Genomic DNA, 20,069 nt, shown 5'->3' with positions numbered 1-20,069 from the left:
TCGTTCTGGGCCGCTAAGCCGCTAAGGGCGCCCCATATACTCCGTTCGTGCTGAGCGAAGTCGAAGGACGGGCTGTCGAGCGCATCGCCCGTGGCCCGTGCTTTGACTTCGCTCAGCACGAACGGTCATCGGGATTTGATCAAGATGCGTATCCGCCTGTTGCTCTCCGCGATCGCCGCCCTGTTCCTGTCCGCATCGCCGGCCGCCGCTTGGTGGGAGTATGGCCACCAGACCATCGCCGCGATCGCGTACAGAGAGGTCTCCCCGCAGACCCGCGCCGGGATCGACCGGCTGCTCCGCCAGTCGAAACTGCTCGACACCCCGACCTGCCCGGCGCGCACGATCGAGCAGGCCTCGGTCTGGCCGGATTGCGTGAAGCAGCTCGGCGACCGGTTCAGCTATGCCTACAACTGGCACTTCGTCGATATCGACGTGTGCAAGCCGTTCGATCCGAAGGGGCCGTGCGCGGGCGGCAATTGCGTGATCAGCCAGATCGAGCGCAACCAGCGGCTGCTGGCGGACAAAAAGCTCAACCCGCGCGAGCGGTTGATGGCCTTGGTGTTCCTCGTCCATTTCGTCGGCGACCTGCACCAGCCGTTGCACGCTTCGGAACGCGATGGGGATCAGGGCGGCAACAGGTTGAAGGTCCATTACGGCGCTATCCCGCACACCAACCTGCATTCGGTATGGGACGGCCTGCTCGCCGATCGCGCGATCTCGACGCCACCGGGCGGCGCGACGGGCCTGCTGCAGGGGACGACGCCGGAAGGGCGCGCGGCGATGGCACAGGGCAGCGTCACTGACTGGGCAAGGGAGAGCTGGGAATTGTCGCACGACGCCGTCTATCCGCTCGCCACCCGTGCTCCAGCCTGCCCGGCGACATCACCGGCCGACGCGGGCTATGACGAGGCGACGATCGAGCAGTTGGTGCCAGTAGTGCGTCAGCAGGTGCTGAAGGGCGGGGTGCGGCTCGCGAAGATGCTCGACGACGCCTTTGCTGGGCGCGTCGAGATGAAGCCAAAATATAACTAAAAAATTCCTTCCCAAGCTCGTCTTGGGGAGGGGGACCGCCAGCCGAAGGCTGGTGGTGGAGGGCAGGCGCGGCGCATTTCCCCTTCCGCTCGCCTGCGGCGAGCAGTCCCCCTCCCCGAGCAGGCTCGGGGAGGAATAAGACGCTTACTGCGGCACCACCGTGACGGCGCGGCGGTTCTGCGCCCAGGCGCTCTCGTCCGATCCCATCGCGACGGGGCGTTCCTTGCCGTAGCTGATCGTGCTCATGCGATCGGGCGACACGCCCGCGCTGGCGAGGAAATTCTTCGCCGCCGTGGCACGGCGATCGCCGAGCGCGAGGTTGTACTCGCGCGTGCCGCGCTCGTCGCAATGGCCCTCGATCGTGACGCGCACGTTCGGGTGCGCAACCAGCCACTTGGCCTGCGCGGTCAGGATGCCCTGCGCCTCCGAATCGACATCCGAATGATCGGTGTCGAAATGGACGGTGTCGGTGCCGACCTGCTGGAGGAAGTCGGCGCGCGAGCCCGGCACGATGCCGGTGCCGACCGGACCGGTCGACGCGCCGTTGTCACCGGCCGGGCCGGCGGGGCCCGGGGGGGGCGGCAGCTCGGCCGGCTTCTTCTTGGCGCAGCCGGCCAGCGCGATCATCGCGGCGACAGTCACTATCGTCGCCGTCCTGGTGGCGGTTCTTGCAGTCATCGATTCGTCTCCTCTTTTCTCAACGGCTGCCCCCGTCATCCTTCATTACAGGCTGGTAATCTTAACCATCCCGAGTCAACCCCAAAACCGAAATTCGTTACGGCAGCAACGGCGACCAGGCCGGATCGGATCCATCGAGCGGTGTCGGAATCCGCCTTTCGTTGGTGCCGGTCAGGTCCACCGACCACAGATCCGCCCTGCCGGAACCCTGGCCGGTGCGGAAAAACATGATCACGCGGCCGTTGGGAGACCAGCTCGGCCCCTCGTCCTGCCAGCCATGGGTCAGGATCTTCTCGCCGCCGCCGTCCGGCGACATCACGCCGACATCGAAGCCGCCGCCGATCCGGGTGAACGCGATCAGGTCGCCTCGCGGGCTCCACACCGGGGTGCCGTGGCGGCCGGCGCCGAAGCTGATGCGGTGCTGGTTGGAGCCGTCCGCATTCATCACATAGACCTGCTGGCCGCCCGACCTGTCGCTCTCGAACACGATACGGCTGCCGTCCGGCGAATAGCAGGGCGAGGTGTTGATGCCAGGCGCGTTGGTGAGGCGCTGCGGCGATCCGCCATTGGCCGAGACGCGATAGATCTGGGTATTACCGCCGATCGACATCGAATAGACGATATAGCGCCCATCCGGCGAGAAACGGGGGCTGAGCGTCATGTTCGGCGCGTCCACCACCAGCTTCTGGACGCGGCTGCCGAGATTGTAGGTGTAGATGCGCGGCCGATTGCCATCATAGCTCATGAACACGATTTCCTGCTGATTCGGCGAGTAGCGCGGGGTCAGCACGATGCTCTGGCCGTTGGTCAGGAAATGATGGTTGGCGCCGTCCTGATCCATCACCGCCAGCCGCTTGATGCGGCGGTTCTTGGGTCCGGTTTCCGATACGTAGACCACACGACTGTCGAAATAGGGCCCTTCGCCGGTGAGGCGGGTGTAGATCGTATCGGCGCATTTGTGCGCGCCGCGACGCCAGTCGGCGGGCTTGAGGACGAAGCCCTGCCGGGTCAGTTCGGTATGCTGGTAGACATCGTAGAGGTAGCAGCCGACCGTGACGGTGCCGTCGCCGTTCGCCTGTACGAACCCCTGCACCAGGGCCGAGGCGCCGGTGGTCGTCCAGTAATCATATTCGGGCGTGGTCACCTGCGGATAGGAGACGGCATGATCGGACGAGACCGGTTTGAACAGGCCGGACCCGGCGAGATCGGCGGTGACGATCTTGGCGACCTGCGCACCGAGCTCGTCGGTGTTTCCGGCGGCGGTGTGGACGACGGCAGGCGTCGGCATCGTCGGGATCGCGATCGGCATCGGCTGCGACAGGCCGCCGGTGATGTCGACGACGAGGCGCTGGCCAGGCTGCGGCCCCGACCCGGGCGCAGCCCGGGTGGCGGGAACCTGCGCCATCACGGCGGTGGATACCAGTAGCGCGAACGCTCCGGCCATCAAGCGGCGGGTCATTACTTCTCCCTCACTGCATCTGCTCCGGATGGAACACGAAATCGAAATCGTCCCAGCCGCCACTATAGAGTTCCGGCGGCAGTCCGGTGATAGGTGAACACCGACGCACCGCGCGCACCGCTGCATCCGCCATTTGGCGAGCATAAGCGGAATTGGACCCGCTGATCCCACTTTGGGCGCCTGCCGTCACGCTCGCCACCGTGCCGTCCTTGTTCATGCGGATGCTGAGCGTGGTGGTGATCCTGCCGCTATCCGCACCACCGGCAGGCGGATTGTAACAGGGCTGCACCTTGGATGCGATCAGCCTGGTGAGGCCGCTCATCGACTGGGCCGAGATCGCCGCCGCGTGCGGGGCGCTCGCCTTGCCGGGCGCCTTGCTGGGCGAGAGGCCTTTCAGGAAATCACTGCCGAGTCGCGAGCCCTTGGGCTTGGCATTGCCGGGCTTGTCGGGCGGCAGGTCGCTCAGGAAATCGGACGACAGGCCGGCCTTCTTCGCGGGCTTGGCGGGTGTCGGCTTGGCCGTCTTCTCCGGCGCGGGCTTGGCCTGCTGCTTCTCGGGCTTGGGCTTCTCGGCCGGCTTGGGCGGCGCGGGCTTCGGCTTCGGCTCGGGTTTCGGTTCCGGCTTGGGCTCTGGCTTCGGCGGCGCCGGGGTCGGCTTGGGCGGCGTTGGCCTGGGCTGGGGCTTCGGCACCGGCTCGGCCTTGGGCGGGGGCGGCGTGGTGTCCTCCGGCGCGCCCTTCTCGGGCGCCACGGACGGCGCGGGCGCCTCCTGGCTCACCTTGGGCGCGGCCGAGGTCTTGCCGACCTTGTCGACGAACTGGACGTCCATCGTGTCGGCGATCGGCGGCTTGGGGATGCGCGCCGAGAACAGGCTGAGCGACAGCAGCACGAACAGGGCGATATGCCCGATCGCTGCAACACCCAGGCCTGTACGTTCGGCGCGGTCCATCTTTTATTCGCGCTCGCCCTGCGCAGTGGAGACGATCGAGATCCTGTCGAGGCCAGCCCGGTTGAGCTCGCCCATCACCTGCATCACCTTCTCGAACTGCAGCGCCTTGTCGGCGCGCAGGAAGACCTGCTGCGGCTCGGGCGCGCCGGCCGATTTGGCGGCGATCGTATCGAGGCGCTGCGGCAGCTCGGCGTCGGAGACGAGATCGTCGTCGACATAGACCTGGCCGGTCTGGTCGATCGAGATCTGGGTTGGCTTCTTGGGCTGTTCCAGCGCCTTGGCACGGCTGTCCGGCAGGTTAATCGGCACGCCGGTCATCAGCAGCGGCGCGGTGATCATGAAGATGATCAGCAACACCAGCATCACGTCGACCAGCGGCGTGACGTTGATCTCCGCCATCGGCGTGCGCCGGCCGCCATGGCCGCGCCGGGGGCCTACACCCATGGCCATTTAGTCGGCCTCCAGCTCGCGGCTGAGCGTCGCGTGGAAGCCATCGGCGAAGCGATGGAGCTTGGCCTCCAGCTTGTTGATCCCGTGCGAAAGCCGGTTGTAGGCGATCACCGAGGGAATGGCGGCGAACAGGCCGAGTGCCGTCGCGAACAAGGCTTCCGCGATGCCCGGCGCGACCACGCCGAGCGAGGTGTTCTGCTGCGCGGCGATGCTGGTGAAGCTGCGCATGATGCCCCACACCGTCCCGAACAGGCCGACGAACGGCCCGACCGAACCGATCGTCGCGAGGATGTTCAGGCGATCCGACAGGCGATCGATTTCGGCCGCGATCGTCGCCGCCATCATCGTGGTCAGGCGCTCGCGCGTGCCTTCGCGGTCGATCTTCTTGCCCGAGGTGGAGCGGCGCCATTCGGTGACGCCCGCGCCCAGCACCTTGGCCGCCGGCAGATCGCTGTTGCGGTTGGCGGTATAGTAATTGTCGATGTCCTCGGCCGCCCAGAAGTCCTTCTCGAACTTGGCGGAGCGGCGCGCGATGCTCTTCAGCTTGCCGCCGTGGCCGATGATGATCGCCCACGTCCAGACCGAGGCGAGCAACAGGCCCACCATCACGGTTTTCACGACCCAATCGGCTTGAAGGAAGAGAGCGAGCGGCGACATGGACGCCGCCTCGGTCGCCAGATGTGGAGTCATTGTTGTCCTTCTTCCCCTTGCAGGCGGCGAAACGCATCGAGCCAAGGTTGCGGCTGCCGCCTCGGCTTTCCCTCCGGCGAGAGAAAGGCGGCGGTGATCTCCGCTTGCGCGACCAACACCCCGCCCCGCATGACTCGTTGCTGAATGACGCAGGAAACGGCCTTGGTATCCATCACCCGCGAAACAATCAGCAGATCGTCGTCGAGACGGGCCGGCGCGCGGTAGCGGATGGCAAGGTTGGTGATGGCATACACCCCCTCGCCGCTCTCGAACGCGGCGCGCTGGTCGATCCCTGCGGCGCGCAGCATGTCGGACCGCGCGCGCTCCATGAAGCGCAGGTAATTGGCGTGATAGACGACGCCGGAGAGATCAGTGTCCTCGAAATAGACGCGGCATGGGAAGCGATGCTCGCTCCCCACGAAGCGGCCACTCCGGGGCTGATCCTCGTCGTTAACCATGACAGCGCGGGCAATACCGGTTCGTCGCAGGGAGGCCAAGCCTTAAGCCCCTCCCTTTCAGGGAAGGGGAATCACGCGCCGTCCAGCAACCTCTCGTAGAAGCCGCCGAAGCTGCCGTCCGGCGCGACGAGATGGATTTCGAGAATCCAGTGACGGCGGCGGCCGAAGGCATCCGGCTCGCTCATCCGCGTCGGGTTCTCGGGGCGGATATGACCGAGGCGCTTTTCGCCGGGCCAGCGCGCGTGGGGAAATTCGCCGACCAGATGACCGGCAATCTGGCCGCCGAAGCGCCATCCGGCCGCCTCCGCCGATCGCACAGCGAAATCGTAGAGATCGGCACCCGTGATCTCGGGATTCGCCAGCGTATGCGCCTTCACCGCCTCGAACTGGATCGGCAGATCGCGGACCAGCGCATGCTTCAGCGGGTCCGGCCCGACCGCATAGCAGCGCCCGACATCGGCTTCCCAGTCCTCGAAAACCGGGCCGAGATCGAGAAACACCATGTCGTCGTCACCGATCGTGCGGACCGGCGGATTGTCCCCGGCGGTCGCCAGCGTGTTGAGCCCGGCGCGGACGATGCGCTTGTGCCAATGCTTCTCCACCCCGAAGCGATCGGCGGCGAGGTGCAGGATGTCCTGCTCCACCGCACGCTCGGAGCGCCCCGGCGCGATCAGGCCGAGCTCTTCGATCGTATCGAGCAAGGCGAGCGCCTGCGTCTCTGCGGCGATGAGGTCTGCATGGCGCTGACGTTCCTCGTCGGCGGTGATGATCGTCTCCATGAGCCGATCGTGAGCGAAGCGGAAAGAGCACGCAACCCGATGCTTGACTCCCGTATCACCTCAAGGTTACACGTAACCCATAGGTTACAGGGGATCGATCATGTCGCAATTGGATGTCACGCGGGCCGAGTGGATGAGCCGCCGCCGCGCCAATCTCTTCTTCGTTTCCGCATTCATGTTCATCGTCATCTCGATGCTGGAATTCCCGGCTCGCGAGACGATCGACTATGCGATCATCTGGGTGGTCTGGGCGGCGCTGCTGCTGGTCAACCTCGCCGGGATCGGCGGCTGGTTCTGCCCGCCCGTCGCCCGCGCGCTGACCGAAGACGAGACGACGCGCGCGCATCGCGCCAAGGCGCTTTCGATCGGCTTCTTCGTGAGCAACGGCGTGGGGCTGTTCCTGGCGATCCTCGTCCGCTTCGTCGCGCTGGAGGCGCGCGAGGTTGCGATGATCGTGGTGACCGCCGGCATTTCCTCCGCGCTGATCTCCTTCGCAGCGCAGGAGCGTCTCGCGATGCGTGATGCCTGAGGGGCTGAGCAACCGGCTGAAGGAGGAGCGCGCCCGGCTCGGCTGGACACAGGCCGAGCTGGCCGACCGCGCCGGCGTCAGCCGCAAGACGATCAACACCGTCGAGAACGGCGTGTTCGTACCCTCGACGATCCTCGCGCTGCGCCTCGCCCGCGTGCTGGAACGGCCGGTAGAGGCGCTGTTCGCGCTGGAGGATTGAAGCGGGAGCTTACGCCATGGCCTATCTGGGGCTGTTCTTCGCCGGGATGTTCCTGTGCAACGCCCTGCCGCACCTGTTGAAGGGGCTGCAGGGCGAGGCGTTCTACACGCCTTGGGCGAAGCCGCGCGGCACGGGCAAGTCCCCGGCGCTGGAGAATGTGCTGTGGGGCTTCGCCAACCTGCTGGTCGCGACGTTCCTGATCGACCGTATCTTCCTGAAGAACGTGCCCCACGGGATGGTCGCGCTCGCGGCGGGGTTCATGCTCATCGCGGTGGCCTGCGCGCTGATTTTTTCGAAGCGGAACGCCGCCTAACCGCGATCGCCGTCGAACAGCCCCTCTTGCGCACCCGCTGGCATCGGCAGGCCGAGATGAGTCCACGCCCGCCCCGTCAGGCACCGCCCTCGCGACGTCCGCGCCAGCAAGCCGAGCTGGATGAGATAGGGTTCGATCACCTCCTCCACGGTATCGCGCGGTTCGGAGAGGCCGGCAGCGATCGTCTCGACGCCGACCGGGCCGCCGCGATAGATGTCTGCGATCATCAGCAGGTAGCGCCGGTCCATCGCGTCGAGGCCCAGCCTGTCCACCTCCAGCCGGGTCAGTGCGGCGTCGGCGACCTCCCTGCCGACGGTGAGATCGCCCGCCATATGCGCGAAATCCCGCACGCGGCGCAGCAGGCGACCGGCGATGCGCGGGGTACCCCGCGATCGACGGGCGACCTCGGTGGCGCCGTCGGGGGCAAGATCCATCGCCATCAGCCGCGCGGCGCGGGAGACGACATGCTCCAGCTCGTCGACCGTGTAGAATTGCAGGCGGATCGGGATGCCGAAGCGATCGCGCAGCGGCGTGGTGAGCAGCCCCTGCCTGGTCGTCGCGCCCACCAGAGTGAAGCGCGGCAGCTCGATGCGAACCGAACGCGCCGACGGCCCCTCGCCGATCATCAGATCGAGCACGCGATCCTCCATCGCCGGATAGAGCACCTCCTCGACGGCGGGCTGGAGGCGGTGGATCTCGTCGATGAAGAGGACGTCGCCCTCCTCCAGATTGGTCAGCAGCGCCGCGAGATCGCCGGACTTGGCGATCACCGGGCCGGACGTGGCGCGAAATCCAACCCCCAGTTCTCGCGCGACGATTTGCGCCAGCGTCGTCTTGCCGAGACCGGGGGGACCGAAGAACAGCACATGGTCCATCGCCTCGCCGCGCGACTTCGCGGCGCCGATGAACACGCGCAGATTTTCGCGGGCCGCCTTCTGGCCGACGAAATCGTCGAGTGTCTTCGGGCGCAGCGCGGCGTCGAGATCCTCGAGCTTGCGTTCGGCGGCGATGAGGCGATCCTGTTCGGCCATGAATGTTCCCTAGCCGTTCCGTTTCACGCGCGCCAGACGGCTCAGGGCTGCTCCGTGACGGACAGGCCGATCGTCTCGTCGGCAGCCGCCGAAAGCTGGAGGGTATAGACACCCCGAGGCAGGACGAAATCGACCTGCTTGGCGATGCCCGAGCAGGGAGCGCCGTGCGCGTGCGCGGTCGAAGCGATAACCTTGCCGCCCCGCATCACGTCTATCCACGCCTTGTGCTGGAGCGCGATCCGGTAGGTACCGGGTACCGGGATCTTCATGATGACGAGGCCGCCCTTGTCGCCATCGACGACCGGCCTGCCGAGCGGAACCGCGAACCGGACCTTGGCTGCGTCGATCAACCGGATCATCACCCCCCCGCCCGGCCTCACCACCGGGACGCCGGAAACGGCTCTGACGGCGGTGATCGGCTCGGCGCTGTCCCAGACGCGCGACGGCACGAGGCAGCGCGGCTCGGGCGGATCGGCCCGCAGCGGTGCCGCGCCTGTCAGCATCACGATCGCCATCAACCACACCGATCGCATCACCATCTCCTTCGTCATCCGCTTGCCAGCATCGGACCCGCGGCGCAATGTGCGCGGGTCACAGGGGAGAGGGACATGACCAAGCTAATCCTGACCGCCGCCACGCTCGCCTTGCTCGCCGCCGGCCCCGCACCGGCGCGCCGCCATTGGGGCGACGATCGCGGCCCGGACCAGCGCCCGCCAGCGGCGGTGCTATATTCGAAACCCGGCTTCCAGGGGCACAGCTTCTACGCCGATCATGAGGTCCGCAAGCTCAGCACCAAGGACATGGACGACAAGATTTCCTCCATCCACATCATCAGCGGCGTCTGGCAGGTCTGCGTCGACGACAAGTTCGAGGGCCGCTGCGAAATCGTCGATCATTCGATGCCGGACACCCGCGTGATCAACATGGACGACAAGATCTCTTCCGTGCGCCCGGTCCCGCCGGGCGGCCCCGGCTGGCAGCGCTGAGGCCGGTCAGAGCGCCCGCGCCGTCAGGTTGAGTGCGGCCACCGGCGCGGCCTCGCACCAAGCCTTCACGCGCTGCACGAAGGCGGGCGGCGCGGTTTCGGCGGCGCGCCCGATCCACGTCACGGCCTCGTCCAGCCGGCCATCCTCGGCGAGCAGCCGGGCGTGGTTGAACTGGCCGCGATAATCGCCGCTCTCGGCCGCGACGCGATAGCATTCCGCCGCCTTGGCGCGATCACGGAGGGTCACGCGACCCTCCTCATGGAAAATGCCGACGAAATTGATCGATTTGGCGTGCCCCATCGCGCCCGCCCGCTGGAACCAGCCGAGCGCGGCGGCCTCGTCTTTTTCCACGCCCGCGCCCAGGGCCAGCGCGCTGCCGTAATTGTACATGCCCCAGTCGAGCCCTGCCTGTGCCGCGTGCGCATACCAGTAGGTGGCCTCGGCGCGATCCTCGGTAGTGCCCCAACCTTTCTCGAAGCAGCGCCCGAGCATATTCATGCCCATCGCGTCGCCCGCCGCCGCCGCCCTGCGGAACCAGCCGAGCGCCGCTACCGCATCGGAGGCGACGCCCCGCTCGTCGAGCAGAGCTTGACCATAGGCCGCCTGAGCTTCGGGGAGGCCGGCTTCGGCCCCCGCCTTCAACAGCTCCGCCGCTTTTTCGGGAGAGCCCGCCAGGGTCGCACGCAAATCGTCCGCGGTGCCGTCGAGCAGGCTCACTTCGCCGCCTTGCGCAGTGCGAGGCGGACAAGCGCATCGAGCGTCGCGTCCGGTCCCAGTTCTTCGACCGCCGCGCCAACCGCCGCCGAGGCTTCGGCCGGGCGGAAGCCGAGATTGGCGAGCGCGGAGAGCGCGTCGGCCCCGGCGCTGCCCGTGGGCGCCGCCGCGCCGCCGGCCGGCCCGAGCGCCGGCCCCGCCTTGTCCTTGAGCTCGGTGACGATGCGCAGCGCGAGCTTCGGGCCGACGCCGTTGGCGCGCGCCACCATCGCCTTGTCGCCCGACGCCACTGCGCGCGAAAGCTCGTCGGGCGCCAGCACCGTCAGGATCGACAGCGCCACGCGGCCGCCGACGCCCTGCACCTGCGTCAGCAGCCGGAACCAGTCGCGCTCCGCCACCGACCCGAAGCCGAACAGCGTGATCGCATCCTCGCGCACCTGCATGTCGGTGAGGATCTTCACTTGTCCGCCGATGCCGCCGAGCGCCGCCAGCGTCTTACCCGACAGCTGGACGAGATAGCCGACGCCGTTCACGTCGATCACGGCATGGTCGCCCGCCGCCTCGGCCAGCACGCCGGTCAGCCGTGCGATCATCATCCCGCCCTCCTCAGCATCGCCTTGGCAGAGGCAAGATGGTGCGCGTGGGTGATCGCCACCGCCAGCGCGTCGGCCGCGTCGGCGCCGGTCAGCTTCACGCCGGGCAGCAGCCGCGCGACCATCGCCTGCACCTGCTCCTTGGCAGCACCACCGGTGCCGACCACCGCCTTCTTGACGATGCTGGGATGATATTCGCCGACCACCAGCTCGGCCTGCGCCGCCGCCAGCAGCGCCATGCCGCGCGCCTGGCCGAGCTTGAGCGTCGATTGCGCGTTGGAGTTGCCGAGCACCTCCTCCACCGCCGCGCCCTGCGGCTGGTGGCCGCGGATCACCTCGACGATCGCGCCGTGGAGCAGCGCCAGCCGGCGCGGCAGCGGCATCGAGGCGTCGGTGCGGATCTGGCCGTTGGCGACGTGCGACAAGCGATTGCCGTCGGCCCTGATCAGTCCCCAGCCGGTGGTGCCGAGGCCCGGATCAAGACCGAGGATCAGCATGCCAGCAGGCCGGCCGCGAATGCCCCCCGTTCGCACTGAGCGAAGTCGAAGTGCGTGCCCCAAACACCTTCGCCTGCCGCACGTCCTTCGACTAGGCTCAGGACGAACGGAGTATGGGGAGCGAGGCCGTGGGTCAGCCCAGTTTCTCCATCACGTCATCCGGCACATCGTAATTGCCCCAGACGGTCTGGACGTCGTCGTCGTCGTCGAGCGTGTCGATCAGCTTCATCAGCAACGCCGCGTCCGCCTCGGACGTCACCGCCACCTGCGTCTGCGGACGCCACGCCAGCTTGATGCCCTCGGCCTCGCCCAGCACCGGCTCCAGCGCCTTGGCGACCTCGTGCAGCGAATCGATCGAGCACCAGATTTCGTGGCCCTCATCCGACGCCACATCCTCGGCGCCGGCTTCCAGCGCCGCCTCGAACACCTTGTCGGCGTCACCCGCGCTTTCCGGATAGGTGATCAAGCCCAAGCGATCGAAGCCGTGGCTCACCGAACCGGACGCGCCGAGATTGCCGCCATTCTTGGAGACGATCGTGCGCACATTGGTGGCGGTGCGGTTGCGGTTGTCGGTCAGCGTCTCGATGATCAGCGACACGCCCGCCGGGCCGAAGCCCTCGTAGCGCACTTCCTCGTAATTGGCGCCGTCGTTGCCGGCCGCCTTGTCGATCGAGCGCTTGATATTGTCGTTGGGCATCGACTGCGCACGCGCCGCGATGATGGCGGAGCGCAGGCGCGCATTCATCGCCGGATCGGGCAGGCCCATCTTCGCCGCCACGGTGATCTCGCGGCTGAGCTTGGAGAAGAGCGAGGAGCGCTTCTTATCCTGCGCACCCTTGCGATGCATGATGTTCTTGAACTTGGAATGGCCGGCCATCGCCGAAATCGTCCTGTCTGCTTGTCGTTCCGGCGTCTCTAGGCTTTGGCGGGCCTGACGATCAAGCCCGCCCGCCGAGGAACCGGGGCGTCAGCTCAGGCCGAGCGCCGCCTTGTAGGTTTCGAGCAATGCCTCCGCCTCGTCGCGGGCGTTCTTCTCCATCTTGCGCAGGCGCACGATGGCCCGCATCGTCTTCGGATCGTAACCCTGCGACTTGGCCTCCAGATAGACGTCCTTGATGTCGTCCTGCATGCCCTTCTTCTCCTCCTCGAGGCGCTCGATGCGTTCGATGAAGAGGCGCAGCTGGTCGGCTGCGACGTTGCCGTCACTCATGGGGGTCCCGCTCCCGATTCGAATAAGAAGGCGCGGGATAAGGGACGAAATCCTATTGCTCAAGCGGAAGGGTTGAGCTTCAGACTTTCTTCCATGCGCGCCAGCTGCTCGGGCGTCGCCTCCGTCTGGTGCGTCGTCTTCCACTCGGAATAGGGCATGCCATAGACCGCTTCGCGGCCCTGGTCCTTCGAGATCGTCCCGCCGGACGCCTCGGCCGTCCAGTCGCCCAGGCAGTTGCGGCAGAAGCCGGCCAGGCCCATCAGGTCGATATTCTGCGCATCGTCGCGATGGCGCAGGTGCAGAACGAGCCGGCGGAACACTTTCGCGGCGATTTCGTCGTCGATTTCGTCCAGTTGCATAGCGCTGTCATTTCCGGTTGCCATGGAGACTGCTAGGGCTATGGGCATCGCGCGCCGGCCCTGCAACCGGTGACGCCAACGGGAGAGCTTCATGACGATCAGCACCAGCGCGTTTGCGCCCCGCCGCCGCAAGGTCCGGGTGCTCGCGACGCTCGGCCCCGCCAGCCGCTCGCCCGAGATGATCCGCAAGCTGTTCGTCGCCGGCGCCGACGCCTTCCGCGTCAACATGAGCCACGGCACGCACGAGGATCACGCCCAGTCGATCGCGGCGATCCGCGCCCTGGAGAAGGAGCTCAACCGCCCAACCACGATCCTCGCCGACCTGCAGGGGCCGAAGCTGCGCGTCGGGACCTTCGCGGACGGAATCGTGACGCTCAAGAAAGGCGACAGCTTCCGCCTCGATCGCACCGGCGAGCCGGGCGATGCGACCCGCGTCTCGCTCCCCCATCGCGAGATCTTCGAGGCGCTGGAGGCCGGCACCCGCCTGCTGGTCGACGACGGCAAGCTGGTGCTGCGTGTACAGTCCGCCACGCACGACCTGATCGAGACGCTGGTCGAGGTCGGCGGCCCGATCTCGGACCGCAAGGGCGTCAACGTGCCCGACGTGGTGGTGCCGCTCCCCGCGCTGACCGAGAAGGACCGCAAGGATCTCGCCTTCGCGCTGGAGCATCATGTCGACTGGATCGCGATCAGCTTCGTCCAGCGCCCCGAAGACGTCGCCGAGGCGCGCCGCCTGATCGGCGGCAAGGCGGCTTTGCTCTCCAAGATCGAGAAGCCCGCCGCGATCGACCGGCTCGACGAGATCATCGAACTGTCCGACGGCGTGATGGTGGCGCGCGGCGATCTCGGCGTCGAGCTGCCGCCCGAGCGGGTGCCCCCGATCCAGAAGCGCATCGTCGAGACCGCGCGCCGGCTCGGCCGCCCGGTGGTGGTGGCGACGCAGATGCTCGAATCGATGATCAAGTCGCCCTCGCCGACCCGCGCCGAGGTGTCCGACGTCGCGACCGCCATCTACGACGGCGCCGACGCGATCATGCTCTCGGCCGAGTCAGCCGCCGGCGACTGGCCGGAAGAGGCCGTGTCGATGATGGATCGCATCGCCGTATCGGTGGAGGGCGACGCCGCCTACAAGGCGCGCATCCACTTCACCGAGACCCTGCCCGATCGCACCACGGCGGATGCGCTGTCGTCGGCGGCGGCCGAGATCGTCGAGACGGTGTCGGCCTCGGCGATCACCTGTTTCACCTCGTCGGGCGGCACGGCCCGGCGCATTGCGCGCGAGCGGCCGGCGGTGCCGCTACTGGTGCTGACCCCCAAGCTCGCCACCGCCCGCCGGATCGGCCTGCTGTGGGGTGCGCACGCGGTACACACGCGCGACGTTGGCAGCTTCGAGGAGATGGTGGCGAAGTCCAAGCGCATGGCGCTGCGCGCGCGCGTCGCCAATGCAGGCGATTCGGTGGTGCTGATGGCCGGCGTGCCGTTCGGGACGCCGGGGTCGACCAACGTGCTGCACGTCGTCCGGCTGAGCGGTGACGAGCTCCGCAATTATAAGCCCAGCGACGACTAAATCAGGTCGTAGCCCCGTAGAGCGGCGCGAAGAGCGGGAGCATCGACAAACCGGTGCCCCACCAGCCCGGCGCGCTCGCCCGCCTCGACATTGTCCTGGCGGTCGTCGACGAACAGCGCCTCGCCCGGGACCAGCCCGAAGCGCTCCAGCGCCAGCCCGTAGATCGCCGGATCGGGCTTGATCAGCTTCACCTCGCCCGAGACGACCACGTCGCGGAAGCGATCGAACAGAGCCGCCTCGCGCGCCCGGAAGGGCGGCCAGAATTCGTGGCTGAAATTGGTGATCGCATAGAGCGGCACGCCGGCCGCATCGAGGTCCGCGACGAGATCGGCCATGCCGGGCAGCAGATCGCCGATCGTCTCGCCGAAGTCGGCACCCCAGCGGCGGATATTCTCCGCCTCGTCCGGATACAGCGCGATCCGCTCCGCCGAGGTATCGGCGAAGTCGCGGCCGGCATCATGCTGGGTGTGCCATTCGAGCGTCAGCACCTCGCTCATCAGGCGATCGAGGCGCGCGCTGTCGGTGACATGCCGCGCGAAGAAGGCGCGCGGGTTCCAGTCGACAAGCACGTTGCCGACATCGAAGACGACGCTGGTAGGAGCCGGCGCTCGCACGCCGGCCACCCGAATCAGCCCTGACGGGCCTTGAAGCGGCGGTTCGTCTTGTTGATGACGTAGGTGCGACCGCGACGACGGATGACGCGGTTGTCGCGATGACGCCCCTTGAGCGACTTGAGCGAGTTACGGATCTTCATGGCTGGCGCCCTGCTTCTTTCGGTTCGGGGCGTGCGCCCTTGAAAAACGAGGCGCCCGCCTATGCAGGATCGCCACGCGAGTCAAGGGAGACTGCGGTCCGTCCCCTCGTTCAGCCGTTGGAAAGCGGCGGCGAATGAAGCAAAAGACATCGTCGAGACGTTTCAGTATCCAAGCCCGCGCCCGTCCCGATCGCGCGGCCATTCGAGAGGCTTGCCATGACCCAGTCGCGAATCCCCCTCCGCCTTGCTCTCGCGCTCGGCGGCGCGCTGGCGCTGGCCGGCTGCGAAACCGCCAATCCGGTGCAGGTGACGCGCTTCCACCTCACCCAGCCGATCGCGCCGGGCAGCTTCTCGATCGAATCGATGCCGGCGGCCGGACCGGGCTCGCCAATGGCCCCCGACAGCATCGAGCTCAACACCTATAGCGACATCGTCGCGGGCGAGCTCACCCACCTCGGCTTCACCCGCGCCGAAGGCCCCGGCTCGTCCGAGCTGACCGTCAGCGTCTTGGTCGATCGCGGCACGCGGCCCGATTACAATGCCGGCGGCTCCTCGATCAGCTTCGGCATCGGCGGCGCGAGTTTCGGGCGCCATTCAGGCTTCGGCGGCGGAGTCGGCACCACCGTGCCGATCGGCAACCAAGAGCATTTCCTCGTCGGCACGCGCATGCAGGTGCAGATCAAGCGCCGCTCGGACGGCACCGCCATCTGGGAAGGCCGCGCGATGACCGAGGCCAAGGGCACCTCGCCCGATGCCTCGCCGCAGGCCGCCGTCGCCAAGCTGGCACATGCGATGTTCACGGGCTTCCCGGGACAGTCGGGGCAGACTATCTCGGTGAAATGACAATCCGCATTTCGGCCGCTTTCGACAGCGGCAACATCCGCCTGACCGGAATCCTCGACGATCGCATCACGCTCGAGATCGCGCACGACGAGGATTCGGATTTCTATCAATGGTTCCACTTCCGCGCGCTCGGCGTGCGCGGCAAGCGGCTGACCTACGAAATCACCAACGCCGGCCAGTCGGCCTATCCGGGCGGCTGGCCAGGCTACCACGCCTGCTGGTCCGACGACCGGGTGACATGGCGGCGGGTGGCAGACACCTCCTATGCTGACGGCATGCTCCGCTTCACGCACGAGGCAGCGGGCGACGCGATCTGGTTCGCCTATTTCGCGCCCTACTCGATGGAGCGGCACAACAATCTGGTGGCGCGCATCGCTGGCCGGCCCGGCGTGACCCTCGCTTCGCTCGGCCAGACGCTGGACGGCCGCGAGATGGATTGCCTAACGCTGGGCGAGGGTCCGAAGCAGGTGTGGCTCTATGCCCGTCAGCATCCCGGCGAATCGATGGCCGAATGGTGGATGGAAGGCGCGCTGGAATGCCTGACCGATCCGGCCGATCCGATAGCACGATCGCTGCGCAAGCAGGCCACCTTCCACATCGTCCCCAACATGAACCCGGACGGCAGCTTCCGCGGCCACTTGCGCACCAACGCCGTCGGCGTGAACCTCAACCGCGAATGGCACGAACCGACGCCGGAGCGCTCGCCCGAAGTGCTGTGCGTCCGCAATGCGATGGACAAGACCGGGGTGAACTTCGCCATGGACGTGCATGGCGACGAGGCGATCCCCTACGTCTTCCTCGCCGGTTTCGAGGGTATCCCCTCGCTCAAGGACGCGCAGGTGAGCGGCTATCAGGCCTATCAGGACGCACTGGTCATCCGCACGCCCGATTTCCAGAAGGCGAAGGGTTATGCCGTGGCGGGCAAGGGTCGGGCCAACCTCTCCATGTCCACCAACCAGCTCGCCGAGCGCTTCGGCTGCGTGGCGATGACCCTGGAAATGCCCTTCAAGGACAATGACGACCTGCCCGACGCCGAATTCGGCTGGTCGCCCGAGCGGAGCAAGAAGCTGGGCGAGGCCTGCCTCGCCGCGCTGCACGACGTGATAGGCGATCTTTAGCGCGACGCGGCAGCGGCGGGGATGACGAACCGCCGAGCCTCGGCTACGCGGTTGGCGAACAGCCCTTGGGAGGAACCATGCCCCGCCTCGTCCTGATCCGCCACGGCCAGTCCGCCTGGAACCTGGAGAACCGCTTCACCGGCTGGTGGGACGTGAACCTTACCGACAAGGGCGTGGAGGAAGCGAAGGCCGCCGGGCGCCTGTTGGCGGAAAAGGGCTTCGACTTCGACCAGTGCTTCACCAGCGTCCAGACCCGGGCGATCAAGACGCTCAATCTCGCGCTGGAGGAGATGGGGCGCCTCTGGCTGCCAGTGGAGAAGGACTGGCACCTGAACGAGCGCCACTATGGCGGCCTCACCGGCCTCGACAAGGCCGAGACGGCGGCCAAGCATGGCGACGAGCAGGTGAAGATCTGGCGCCGCAGCTTCGACATCCCGCCGCCGCCGCTGGAGGCCGGAAGCGAGTTCGATCTGTCGAAGGATCGCCGCTACGACGGCATCCCGATCCCCAATACCGAAAGCCTGAAGGACACGATCGCGCGCGTGCTGCCTTATTGGGAGAGCCGGATCGCGCCGGTGCTGACGGCGGGCAAGCGTGTGGCGATCTCCGCCCACGGCAATTCGCTGCGCGCGCTGGTGAAGCATCTTTCCGGCATCTCGGATCAGGAGATCATCGACATCGAGATCCCGACCGGCCAGCCGATCGTTTACGAGCTCGATCATGCTCTGAAGCCGATGGATCGCTATTATCTGAGCGAACGATAAACCCCAACGCCGTTCGCCCTGAGGAGGGACTGAGCGAGCGCAGCGAAGTCGAAGGCCCGTCTCGAAGGGCGCCCACGCGCAACATGCTTCGAGACGCCGCTTCGACAGGCTCAGCGGCTCCTCAGCACGAACGGTGAGGAATAGCCGGATTTTTGGCGGGTTTGCGTTGCCATCGCGCATACCCGCCGCTAAGCACCCCGCTTCCTTCAAACCCTCGCTCCGGGCAGGCCGCATGACCGACCAGCCGATCGTTGGCATTATTATGGGCAGCCGTTCCGACTGGGAGACGATGCGTCACGCCGCCGAGACGCTGGCGGCGCTCGGCGTGCCGCACGAGACGAAGGTGGTTTCGGCGCATCGCACGCCCGAGCGGCTGTACGATTATGCGAAGAGCGCGAAGGATCGCGGGCTCAAGGTGGTGATCGCTGGCGCCGGCGGCGCGGCCCACCTGCCCGGCATGTGCGCCTCAATGACGCCGCTTCCGGTGCTCGGCGTGCCCGTGGAATCCAAGGCGCTCTCCGGCATGGATTCGCTGCTCTCGATCGTCCAGATGCCGGGCGGCATCCCCGTCGGCACGCTGGCGATCGGCAAGGCGGGGGCGATCAACGCCGGGCTGCTCGCCGCCGCGATCCTGGCCACGCACGACGAGGCGCTGGCGGAGCGCCTCGCAGACTGGCGGGCGAAGCAGACCCAATCGGTGGATGAAGCACCCGAATGATCATCCCGCCCGGATCGACCATCGGCATCATCGGGGGCGGCCAGCTCGGCCGGATGCTGGCGGTCGCGGCGGCGCAGATCGGCTATCGCAGCCACGTCTACGCGCCCGAGGCGACCGGCCCGGCGGGCGAGGTCTGCGCCGAGTGGACGCAGGGCGATTACGAAGACGCCGGGGCGCTGAAGCGCTTCGCCGAGTCCTGCCACGTCGTCACCTACGAGTTCGAGAACCTGCCGGTCGAGGCACTGGCCGCGACCGAGGGCCTGCGCCCCTTCCACCCGAGCGTCGAGGCATTGCGCATCGCGCAGGATCGCGCCCTGGAAAAGGGTTTCGCCGGCCGCCACGACATTCCGACCGCGCCGTGGACGGCGGTCAACACGCTCGACGAGTTGCGCGACGCAGTCGCCGGCATCGGCACGCCCGCGATCCTGAAGACCCGCCGTTTCGGCTATGACGGCAAAGGCCAGGCCCGGCTCTGCTCGCCCGACGACATCGAGGCAGCGTGGCAGACGATCGGCGGCCAGCCGGCGGTGCTGGAAGGCTTCGTGCGCTTCGACGTCGAATATTCGGTGCTGCTCGCCCGCGCGCCCAATGGCGAGAGCGTGGCGTGGGACGTGCCGACCAACGTACACAGCAACGGCGTCCTCGCGCTCTCCACCGTGCCGCCACAGGGGCAGGTCGCGGAGCAGGTGGCAGATGCGGTGACGCTCAGCAAGCGGCTGGCGGACGCGCTCGATTATGTCGGCGTGCTGGCGGTGGAATGGTTCGCTGGCGCTGACGGCCCGATCTTCAACGAGATGGCACCGCGCGTGCACAACAGCGGCCACTGGACGATCGAGGGCGCCACCACCTCGCAGTTCGAGAACCACATCCGCGCGATCTGCGGCCTGCCGTTGGGATCGACCTCGCTGATGGGTTCGCATGTCGAGATGGAAAACCTGATCGGCGAGGAGGCCGAGCGCTGGCCCGCCATCCTCGCCGAACGCGACGCCCATCTCCATCTCTACGGCAAGAGCGTGCGCCCCGGCCGCAAGATGGGCCACGTCACGCGGGTAACGCGCTAGATCAGGCCTTCCGCGTCGCGGTCATCGGGAATTTGCCGAAGGCGCCGGTGTCGATCGTGCCCTCGATCGTGTCGCCGTCGAGCCGACCCTCGATAGTCAGCGTCATCGGGAAAGGCACGGTCAGCTGCATCTTCGCCGTCACCAGATCACCGGTCACCTGCCCATCGGTCACATCCATCGATCCGAGCGGGCCGCTATTGGTGCCGGCAAAGCTGCCGTCGTCCTTGCTGGTAAGCGTCAGCACGGACTTCTGCTCGCCCATCGGCGACTGCGCCACGCTGTCCCACTGACCATCGATTGCTGCCATCATGCGATCCT

At 67.1% G+C, this 20,069-nt stretch carries 29 protein-coding genes; 11 read left to right on the top strand and 18 right to left on the bottom strand.

Features of this window, described 5'->3' with window-relative positions; translation table 11 throughout:
• The first annotated feature begins 144 nt into the window (after nucleotides 1-144).
• The gene (locus HZF05_RS01425) at nucleotides 145-1,032 is read left to right on the top strand and encodes a S1/P1 nuclease (protein WP_160364839.1); all 888 of its coding nucleotides are present in this window, start codon (nucleotides 145-147) and stop codon (nucleotides 1,030-1,032) included.
• A gap of 144 nt (nucleotides 1,033-1,176) precedes the next feature.
• Here HZF05_RS01425 and pal read toward each other — a convergent pair whose 3' ends face one another.
• The 7 genes from pal to HZF05_RS01390 form a co-directional block, all read right to left on the bottom strand.
• Entirely contained in the window at nucleotides 1,177-1,710 is a 534-nt protein-coding gene (gene pal, locus HZF05_RS01420) for a peptidoglycan-associated lipoprotein Pal (RefSeq protein ID WP_160364838.1), read from the bottom strand.
• 97 nt (nucleotides 1,711-1,807) lie between these two features.
• Entirely contained in the window at nucleotides 1,808-3,115 is a 1,308-nt protein-coding gene (gene tolB, locus HZF05_RS01415) for a Tol-Pal system beta propeller repeat protein TolB (RefSeq protein ID WP_160365228.1), read from the bottom strand.
• Between the two features lie 64 nt (nucleotides 3,116-3,179).
• Nucleotides 3,180-4,118: a TonB C-terminal domain-containing protein gene (locus HZF05_RS01410; RefSeq protein ID WP_160364837.1), complete on the bottom strand. Its 939-nt coding sequence runs from the start codon at nucleotides 4,116-4,118 to the stop codon at nucleotides 3,180-3,182.
• Nucleotides 4,119-4,121: 3 nt separating this feature from the next.
• Nucleotides 4,122-4,568, bottom strand: a complete 447-nt coding sequence (tolR, locus tag HZF05_RS01405; protein ID WP_160364836.1) for a protein TolR — start codon at nucleotides 4,566-4,568, stop codon at nucleotides 4,122-4,124.
• Nucleotides 4,569-5,258 carry a protein TolQ gene (gene tolQ / locus HZF05_RS01400; RefSeq protein ID WP_160364835.1) on the bottom strand — a complete coding sequence of 230 codons (690 nt, stop codon included), beginning with the start codon at nucleotides 5,256-5,258 and terminating at the stop codon, nucleotides 4,569-4,571.
• The gene (locus HZF05_RS01395; protein WP_160364834.1) at nucleotides 5,255-5,716 is read right to left on the bottom strand and encodes a YbgC/FadM family acyl-CoA thioesterase; all 462 of its coding nucleotides are present in this window, start codon (nucleotides 5,714-5,716) and stop codon (nucleotides 5,255-5,257) included. Before HZF05_RS01395 ends, tolQ begins: the two co-directional genes overlap by 4 nt.
• 71 nt (nucleotides 5,717-5,787) lie before the next feature.
• On the bottom strand, nucleotides 5,788-6,495 hold the full coding sequence (locus tag HZF05_RS01390) for a M24 family metallopeptidase (protein ID WP_160364833.1): 708 nt from the start codon (nucleotides 6,493-6,495) through the stop codon (nucleotides 5,788-5,790).
• A 100-nt stretch (nucleotides 6,496-6,595) separates the two neighbouring features.
• On the opposite strand from HZF05_RS01390, the gene HZF05_RS01385 reads away from it, so the two are divergent.
• The 3 genes from HZF05_RS01385 to HZF05_RS01375 are packed head-to-tail and all read left to right on the top strand — an operon-like array spanning nucleotide 6,596 to nucleotide 7,536.
• Nucleotides 6,596-7,024, top strand: coding sequence for a hypothetical protein (locus HZF05_RS01385; RefSeq protein WP_160364832.1), 429 nt, complete (start codon nucleotides 6,596-6,598; stop codon nucleotides 7,022-7,024).
• Entirely contained in the window at nucleotides 7,017-7,223 is a 207-nt protein-coding gene (locus HZF05_RS01380) for a helix-turn-helix domain-containing protein (protein ID WP_160364831.1), read from the top strand. The genes HZF05_RS01385 and HZF05_RS01380 overlap by 8 nt, the downstream gene beginning before the upstream one ends.
• A gap of 16 nt (nucleotides 7,224-7,239) precedes the next feature.
• Nucleotides 7,240-7,536 carry a hypothetical protein gene (locus HZF05_RS01375; RefSeq protein ID WP_160364830.1) on the top strand — a complete coding sequence of 99 codons (297 nt, stop codon included), beginning with the start codon at nucleotides 7,240-7,242 and terminating at the stop codon, nucleotides 7,534-7,536.
• On the opposite strand, the gene ruvB is transcribed toward HZF05_RS01375, so the two are convergent.
• Both ruvB and HZF05_RS01365 read right to left on the bottom strand, forming a co-directional pair.
• Nucleotides 7,533-8,567 (bottom strand): Holliday junction branch migration DNA helicase RuvB, encoded by a 1,035-nt coding sequence (gene ruvB, locus HZF05_RS01370; protein ID WP_160364829.1) that lies wholly within the window; start codon nucleotides 8,565-8,567, stop codon nucleotides 7,533-7,535. The two genes, HZF05_RS01375 and ruvB, sit on opposite strands and share 4 nt — an antisense overlap.
• A gap of 41 nt (nucleotides 8,568-8,608) precedes the next feature.
• Nucleotides 8,609-9,118, bottom strand: a complete 510-nt coding sequence (locus tag HZF05_RS01365; RefSeq protein WP_160364828.1) for a hypothetical protein — start codon at nucleotides 9,116-9,118, stop codon at nucleotides 8,609-8,611.
• 57 nt (nucleotides 9,119-9,175) lie between these two features.
• On the opposite strand from HZF05_RS01365, the gene HZF05_RS01360 reads away from it, so the two are divergent.
• Entirely contained in the window at nucleotides 9,176-9,553 is a 378-nt protein-coding gene (locus tag HZF05_RS01360; protein ID WP_160364827.1) for a beta/gamma crystallin-related protein, read from the top strand.
• Nucleotides 9,554-9,559: 6 nt separating this feature from the next.
• Here the strand turns inward: HZF05_RS01360 and HZF05_RS01355 are convergent, their stop codons facing one another.
• From HZF05_RS01355 to HZF05_RS01330, 6 genes are all read right to left on the bottom strand, one after another.
• Complete coding sequence (locus tag HZF05_RS01355) at nucleotides 9,560-10,270, bottom strand: SEL1-like repeat protein (protein WP_160364826.1); 711 nt, start codon at nucleotides 10,268-10,270, stop codon at nucleotides 9,560-9,562.
• Complete coding sequence (gene ruvA, locus HZF05_RS01350; RefSeq protein ID WP_160365227.1) at nucleotides 10,267-10,860, bottom strand: Holliday junction branch migration protein RuvA; 594 nt, start codon at nucleotides 10,858-10,860, stop codon at nucleotides 10,267-10,269. The genes HZF05_RS01355 and ruvA overlap by 4 nt, the downstream gene beginning before the upstream one ends.
• Nucleotides 10,860-11,357 carry a crossover junction endodeoxyribonuclease RuvC gene (gene ruvC / locus HZF05_RS01345; protein WP_160364825.1) on the bottom strand — a complete coding sequence of 166 codons (498 nt, stop codon included), beginning with the start codon at nucleotides 11,355-11,357 and terminating at the stop codon, nucleotides 10,860-10,862. The genes ruvA and ruvC overlap by 1 nt, the downstream gene beginning before the upstream one ends.
• Before the next feature lie 133 nt (nucleotides 11,358-11,490).
• Nucleotides 11,491-12,234: a YebC/PmpR family DNA-binding transcriptional regulator gene (locus HZF05_RS01340; protein ID WP_160364824.1), complete on the bottom strand. Its 744-nt coding sequence runs from the start codon at nucleotides 12,232-12,234 to the stop codon at nucleotides 11,491-11,493.
• 90 nt (nucleotides 12,235-12,324) lie between these two features.
• Entirely contained in the window at nucleotides 12,325-12,567 is a 243-nt protein-coding gene (locus HZF05_RS01335; protein WP_160364823.1) for a DUF2312 domain-containing protein, read from the bottom strand.
• Nucleotides 12,568-12,626: 59 nt separating this feature from the next.
• On the bottom strand, nucleotides 12,627-12,926 hold the full coding sequence (locus HZF05_RS01330; protein ID WP_160365226.1) for a DUF1244 domain-containing protein: 300 nt from the start codon (nucleotides 12,924-12,926) through the stop codon (nucleotides 12,627-12,629).
• 91 nt (nucleotides 12,927-13,017) lie between these two features.
• On the opposite strand from HZF05_RS01330, the gene pyk reads away from it, so the two are divergent.
• A complete protein-coding gene (pyk, locus tag HZF05_RS01325; protein WP_160364822.1) occupies nucleotides 13,018-14,493 on the top strand; it encodes a pyruvate kinase in 1,476 nt (491 codons plus the stop codon).
• Here pyk and HZF05_RS01320 read toward each other — a convergent pair.
• Together HZF05_RS01320 and ykgO are read right to left on the bottom strand one after the other, a co-directional pair.
• A complete protein-coding gene (locus HZF05_RS01320) occupies nucleotides 14,490-15,116 on the bottom strand; it encodes an HAD family hydrolase (RefSeq protein ID WP_343046805.1) in 627 nt (208 codons plus the stop codon). The genes pyk and HZF05_RS01320 overlap by 4 nt on opposite strands.
• A gap of 5 nt (nucleotides 15,117-15,121) precedes the next feature.
• Nucleotides 15,122-15,247, bottom strand: coding sequence for a type B 50S ribosomal protein L36 (ykgO, locus tag HZF05_RS01315; protein ID WP_004210176.1), 126 nt, complete (start codon nucleotides 15,245-15,247; stop codon nucleotides 15,122-15,124).
• A gap of 216 nt (nucleotides 15,248-15,463) precedes the next feature.
• Here ykgO and HZF05_RS01310 point away from each other — a divergent pair, with 216 nt between their 5' ends.
• The 5 genes from HZF05_RS01310 (at nucleotide 15,464) to HZF05_RS01290 (ending at nucleotide 19,751) form a co-directional block, all read left to right on the top strand.
• Nucleotides 15,464-16,090 carry a DUF4136 domain-containing protein gene (locus HZF05_RS01310; RefSeq protein WP_160364821.1) on the top strand — a complete coding sequence of 209 codons (627 nt, stop codon included), beginning with the start codon at nucleotides 15,464-15,466 and terminating at the stop codon, nucleotides 16,088-16,090.
• The gene (locus HZF05_RS01305) at nucleotides 16,087-17,208 is read left to right on the top strand and encodes a M14 family metallopeptidase (protein WP_160364820.1); all 1,122 of its coding nucleotides are present in this window, start codon (nucleotides 16,087-16,089) and stop codon (nucleotides 17,206-17,208) included. Before HZF05_RS01310 ends, HZF05_RS01305 begins: the two co-directional genes overlap by 4 nt.
• 77 nt (nucleotides 17,209-17,285) lie before the next feature.
• Nucleotides 17,286-17,972 (top strand): 2,3-diphosphoglycerate-dependent phosphoglycerate mutase, encoded by a 687-nt coding sequence (gene gpmA, locus HZF05_RS01300; RefSeq protein ID WP_160364819.1) that lies wholly within the window; start codon nucleotides 17,286-17,288, stop codon nucleotides 17,970-17,972.
• Nucleotides 17,973-18,204: 232 nt separating this feature from the next.
• Nucleotides 18,205-18,690: a 5-(carboxyamino)imidazole ribonucleotide mutase gene (gene purE, locus HZF05_RS01295; protein WP_160364818.1), complete on the top strand. Its 486-nt coding sequence runs from the start codon at nucleotides 18,205-18,207 to the stop codon at nucleotides 18,688-18,690.
• Entirely contained in the window at nucleotides 18,687-19,751 is a 1,065-nt protein-coding gene (locus HZF05_RS01290) for a 5-(carboxyamino)imidazole ribonucleotide synthase (RefSeq protein WP_160364817.1), read from the top strand. The genes purE and HZF05_RS01290 overlap by 4 nt, the downstream gene beginning before the upstream one ends.
• A 1-nt stretch (nucleotide 19,752) precedes the next feature.
• Here the strand turns inward: HZF05_RS01290 and HZF05_RS01285 are convergent, their stop codons facing one another.
• The gene (locus tag HZF05_RS01285) at nucleotides 19,753-20,058 is read right to left on the bottom strand and encodes a hypothetical protein (protein WP_160364816.1); all 306 of its coding nucleotides are present in this window, start codon (nucleotides 20,056-20,058) and stop codon (nucleotides 19,753-19,755) included.
• Nucleotides 20,059-20,069 lie beyond the last annotated feature (11 nt).

This window comes from Sphingomonas chungangi (genome assembly GCF_013778325.1).
Classification (GTDB): Bacteria; Pseudomonadota; Alphaproteobacteria; order Sphingomonadales; family Sphingomonadaceae; genus Solisphingomonas; species Solisphingomonas chungangi.
This window is presented reverse-complemented; position numbering and strand designations above follow the sequence as displayed.

What these genes read in the sequence shown, in the direction of transcription:
- ykgO (WP_004210176.1), bottom strand. Translation starts at nt 15,247, where the DNA reads ATGAAGATCCGTAACTCGCTCAAGTCGCTCAAGGGGCGTCATCGCGAC.
- ruvA (WP_160365227.1), bottom strand. Translation starts at nt 10,860, where the DNA reads ATGATCGCACGGCTGACCGGCGTGCTGGCCGAGGCGGCGGGCGACCAT.
- HZF05_RS01340 (WP_160364824.1), bottom strand. Translation starts at nt 12,234, where the DNA reads ATGGCCGGCCATTCCAAGTTCAAGAACATCATGCATCGCAAGGGTGCG.
- tolB (WP_160365228.1), bottom strand. Translation starts at nt 3,115, where the DNA reads ATGGCGCAGGTTCCCGCCACCCGGGCTGCGCCCGGGTCGGGGCCGCAG.
- purE (WP_160364818.1), top strand. Translation starts at nt 18,205, where the DNA reads ATGACCGACCAGCCGATCGTTGGCATTATTATGGGCAGCCGTTCCGAC.
- ruvC (WP_160364825.1), bottom strand. Translation starts at nt 11,357, where the DNA reads ATGCTGATCCTCGGTCTTGATCCGGGCCTCGGCACCACCGGCTGGGGA.
- HZF05_RS01365 (WP_160364828.1), bottom strand. Translation starts at nt 9,118, where the DNA reads ATGACGAAGGAGATGGTGATGCGATCGGTGTGGTTGATGGCGATCGTG.
- pyk (WP_160364822.1), top strand. Translation starts at nt 13,018, where the DNA reads ATGACGATCAGCACCAGCGCGTTTGCGCCCCGCCGCCGCAAGGTCCGG.
- HZF05_RS01305 (WP_160364820.1), top strand. Translation starts at nt 16,087, where the DNA reads ATGACAATCCGCATTTCGGCCGCTTTCGACAGCGGCAACATCCGCCTG.
- HZF05_RS01360 (WP_160364827.1), top strand. Translation starts at nt 9,176, where the DNA reads ATGACCAAGCTAATCCTGACCGCCGCCACGCTCGCCTTGCTCGCCGCC.
- HZF05_RS01410 (WP_160364837.1), bottom strand. Translation starts at nt 4,118, where the DNA reads ATGGACCGCGCCGAACGTACAGGCCTGGGTGTTGCAGCGATCGGGCAT.
- HZF05_RS01290 (WP_160364817.1), top strand. Translation starts at nt 18,687, where the DNA reads ATGATCATCCCGCCCGGATCGACCATCGGCATCATCGGGGGCGGCCAG.
- HZF05_RS01385 (WP_160364832.1), top strand. Translation starts at nt 6,596, where the DNA reads ATGTCGCAATTGGATGTCACGCGGGCCGAGTGGATGAGCCGCCGCCGC.
- ruvB (WP_160364829.1), bottom strand. Translation starts at nt 8,567, where the DNA reads ATGGCCGAACAGGATCGCCTCATCGCCGCCGAACGCAAGCTCGAGGAT.
- HZF05_RS01335 (WP_160364823.1), bottom strand. Translation starts at nt 12,567, where the DNA reads ATGAGTGACGGCAACGTCGCAGCCGACCAGCTGCGCCTCTTCATCGAA.
- HZF05_RS01390 (WP_160364833.1), bottom strand. Translation starts at nt 6,495, where the DNA reads ATGGAGACGATCATCACCGCCGACGAGGAACGTCAGCGCCATGCAGAC.
- HZF05_RS01330 (WP_160365226.1), bottom strand. Translation starts at nt 12,926, where the DNA reads ATGCAACTGGACGAAATCGACGACGAAATCGCCGCGAAAGTGTTCCGC.
- HZF05_RS01380 (WP_160364831.1), top strand. Translation starts at nt 7,017, where the DNA reads ATGCCTGAGGGGCTGAGCAACCGGCTGAAGGAGGAGCGCGCCCGGCTC.
- HZF05_RS01395 (WP_160364834.1), bottom strand. Translation starts at nt 5,716, where the DNA reads ATGGTTAACGACGAGGATCAGCCCCGGAGTGGCCGCTTCGTGGGGAGC.
- HZF05_RS01285 (WP_160364816.1), bottom strand. Translation starts at nt 20,058, where the DNA reads ATGGCAGCAATCGATGGTCAGTGGGACAGCGTGGCGCAGTCGCCGATG.
- HZF05_RS01425 (WP_160364839.1), top strand. Translation starts at nt 145, where the DNA reads ATGCGTATCCGCCTGTTGCTCTCCGCGATCGCCGCCCTGTTCCTGTCC.
- HZF05_RS01310 (WP_160364821.1), top strand. Translation starts at nt 15,464, where the DNA reads ATGACCCAGTCGCGAATCCCCCTCCGCCTTGCTCTCGCGCTCGGCGGC.
- tolQ (WP_160364835.1), bottom strand. Translation starts at nt 5,258, where the DNA reads ATGACTCCACATCTGGCGACCGAGGCGGCGTCCATGTCGCCGCTCGCT.
- pal (WP_160364838.1), bottom strand. Translation starts at nt 1,710, where the DNA reads ATGACTGCAAGAACCGCCACCAGGACGGCGACGATAGTGACTGTCGCC.
- gpmA (WP_160364819.1), top strand. Translation starts at nt 17,286, where the DNA reads ATGCCCCGCCTCGTCCTGATCCGCCACGGCCAGTCCGCCTGGAACCTG.
- HZF05_RS01375 (WP_160364830.1), top strand. Translation starts at nt 7,240, where the DNA reads ATGGCCTATCTGGGGCTGTTCTTCGCCGGGATGTTCCTGTGCAACGCC.
- tolR (WP_160364836.1), bottom strand. Translation starts at nt 4,568, where the DNA reads ATGGCCATGGGTGTAGGCCCCCGGCGCGGCCATGGCGGCCGGCGCACG.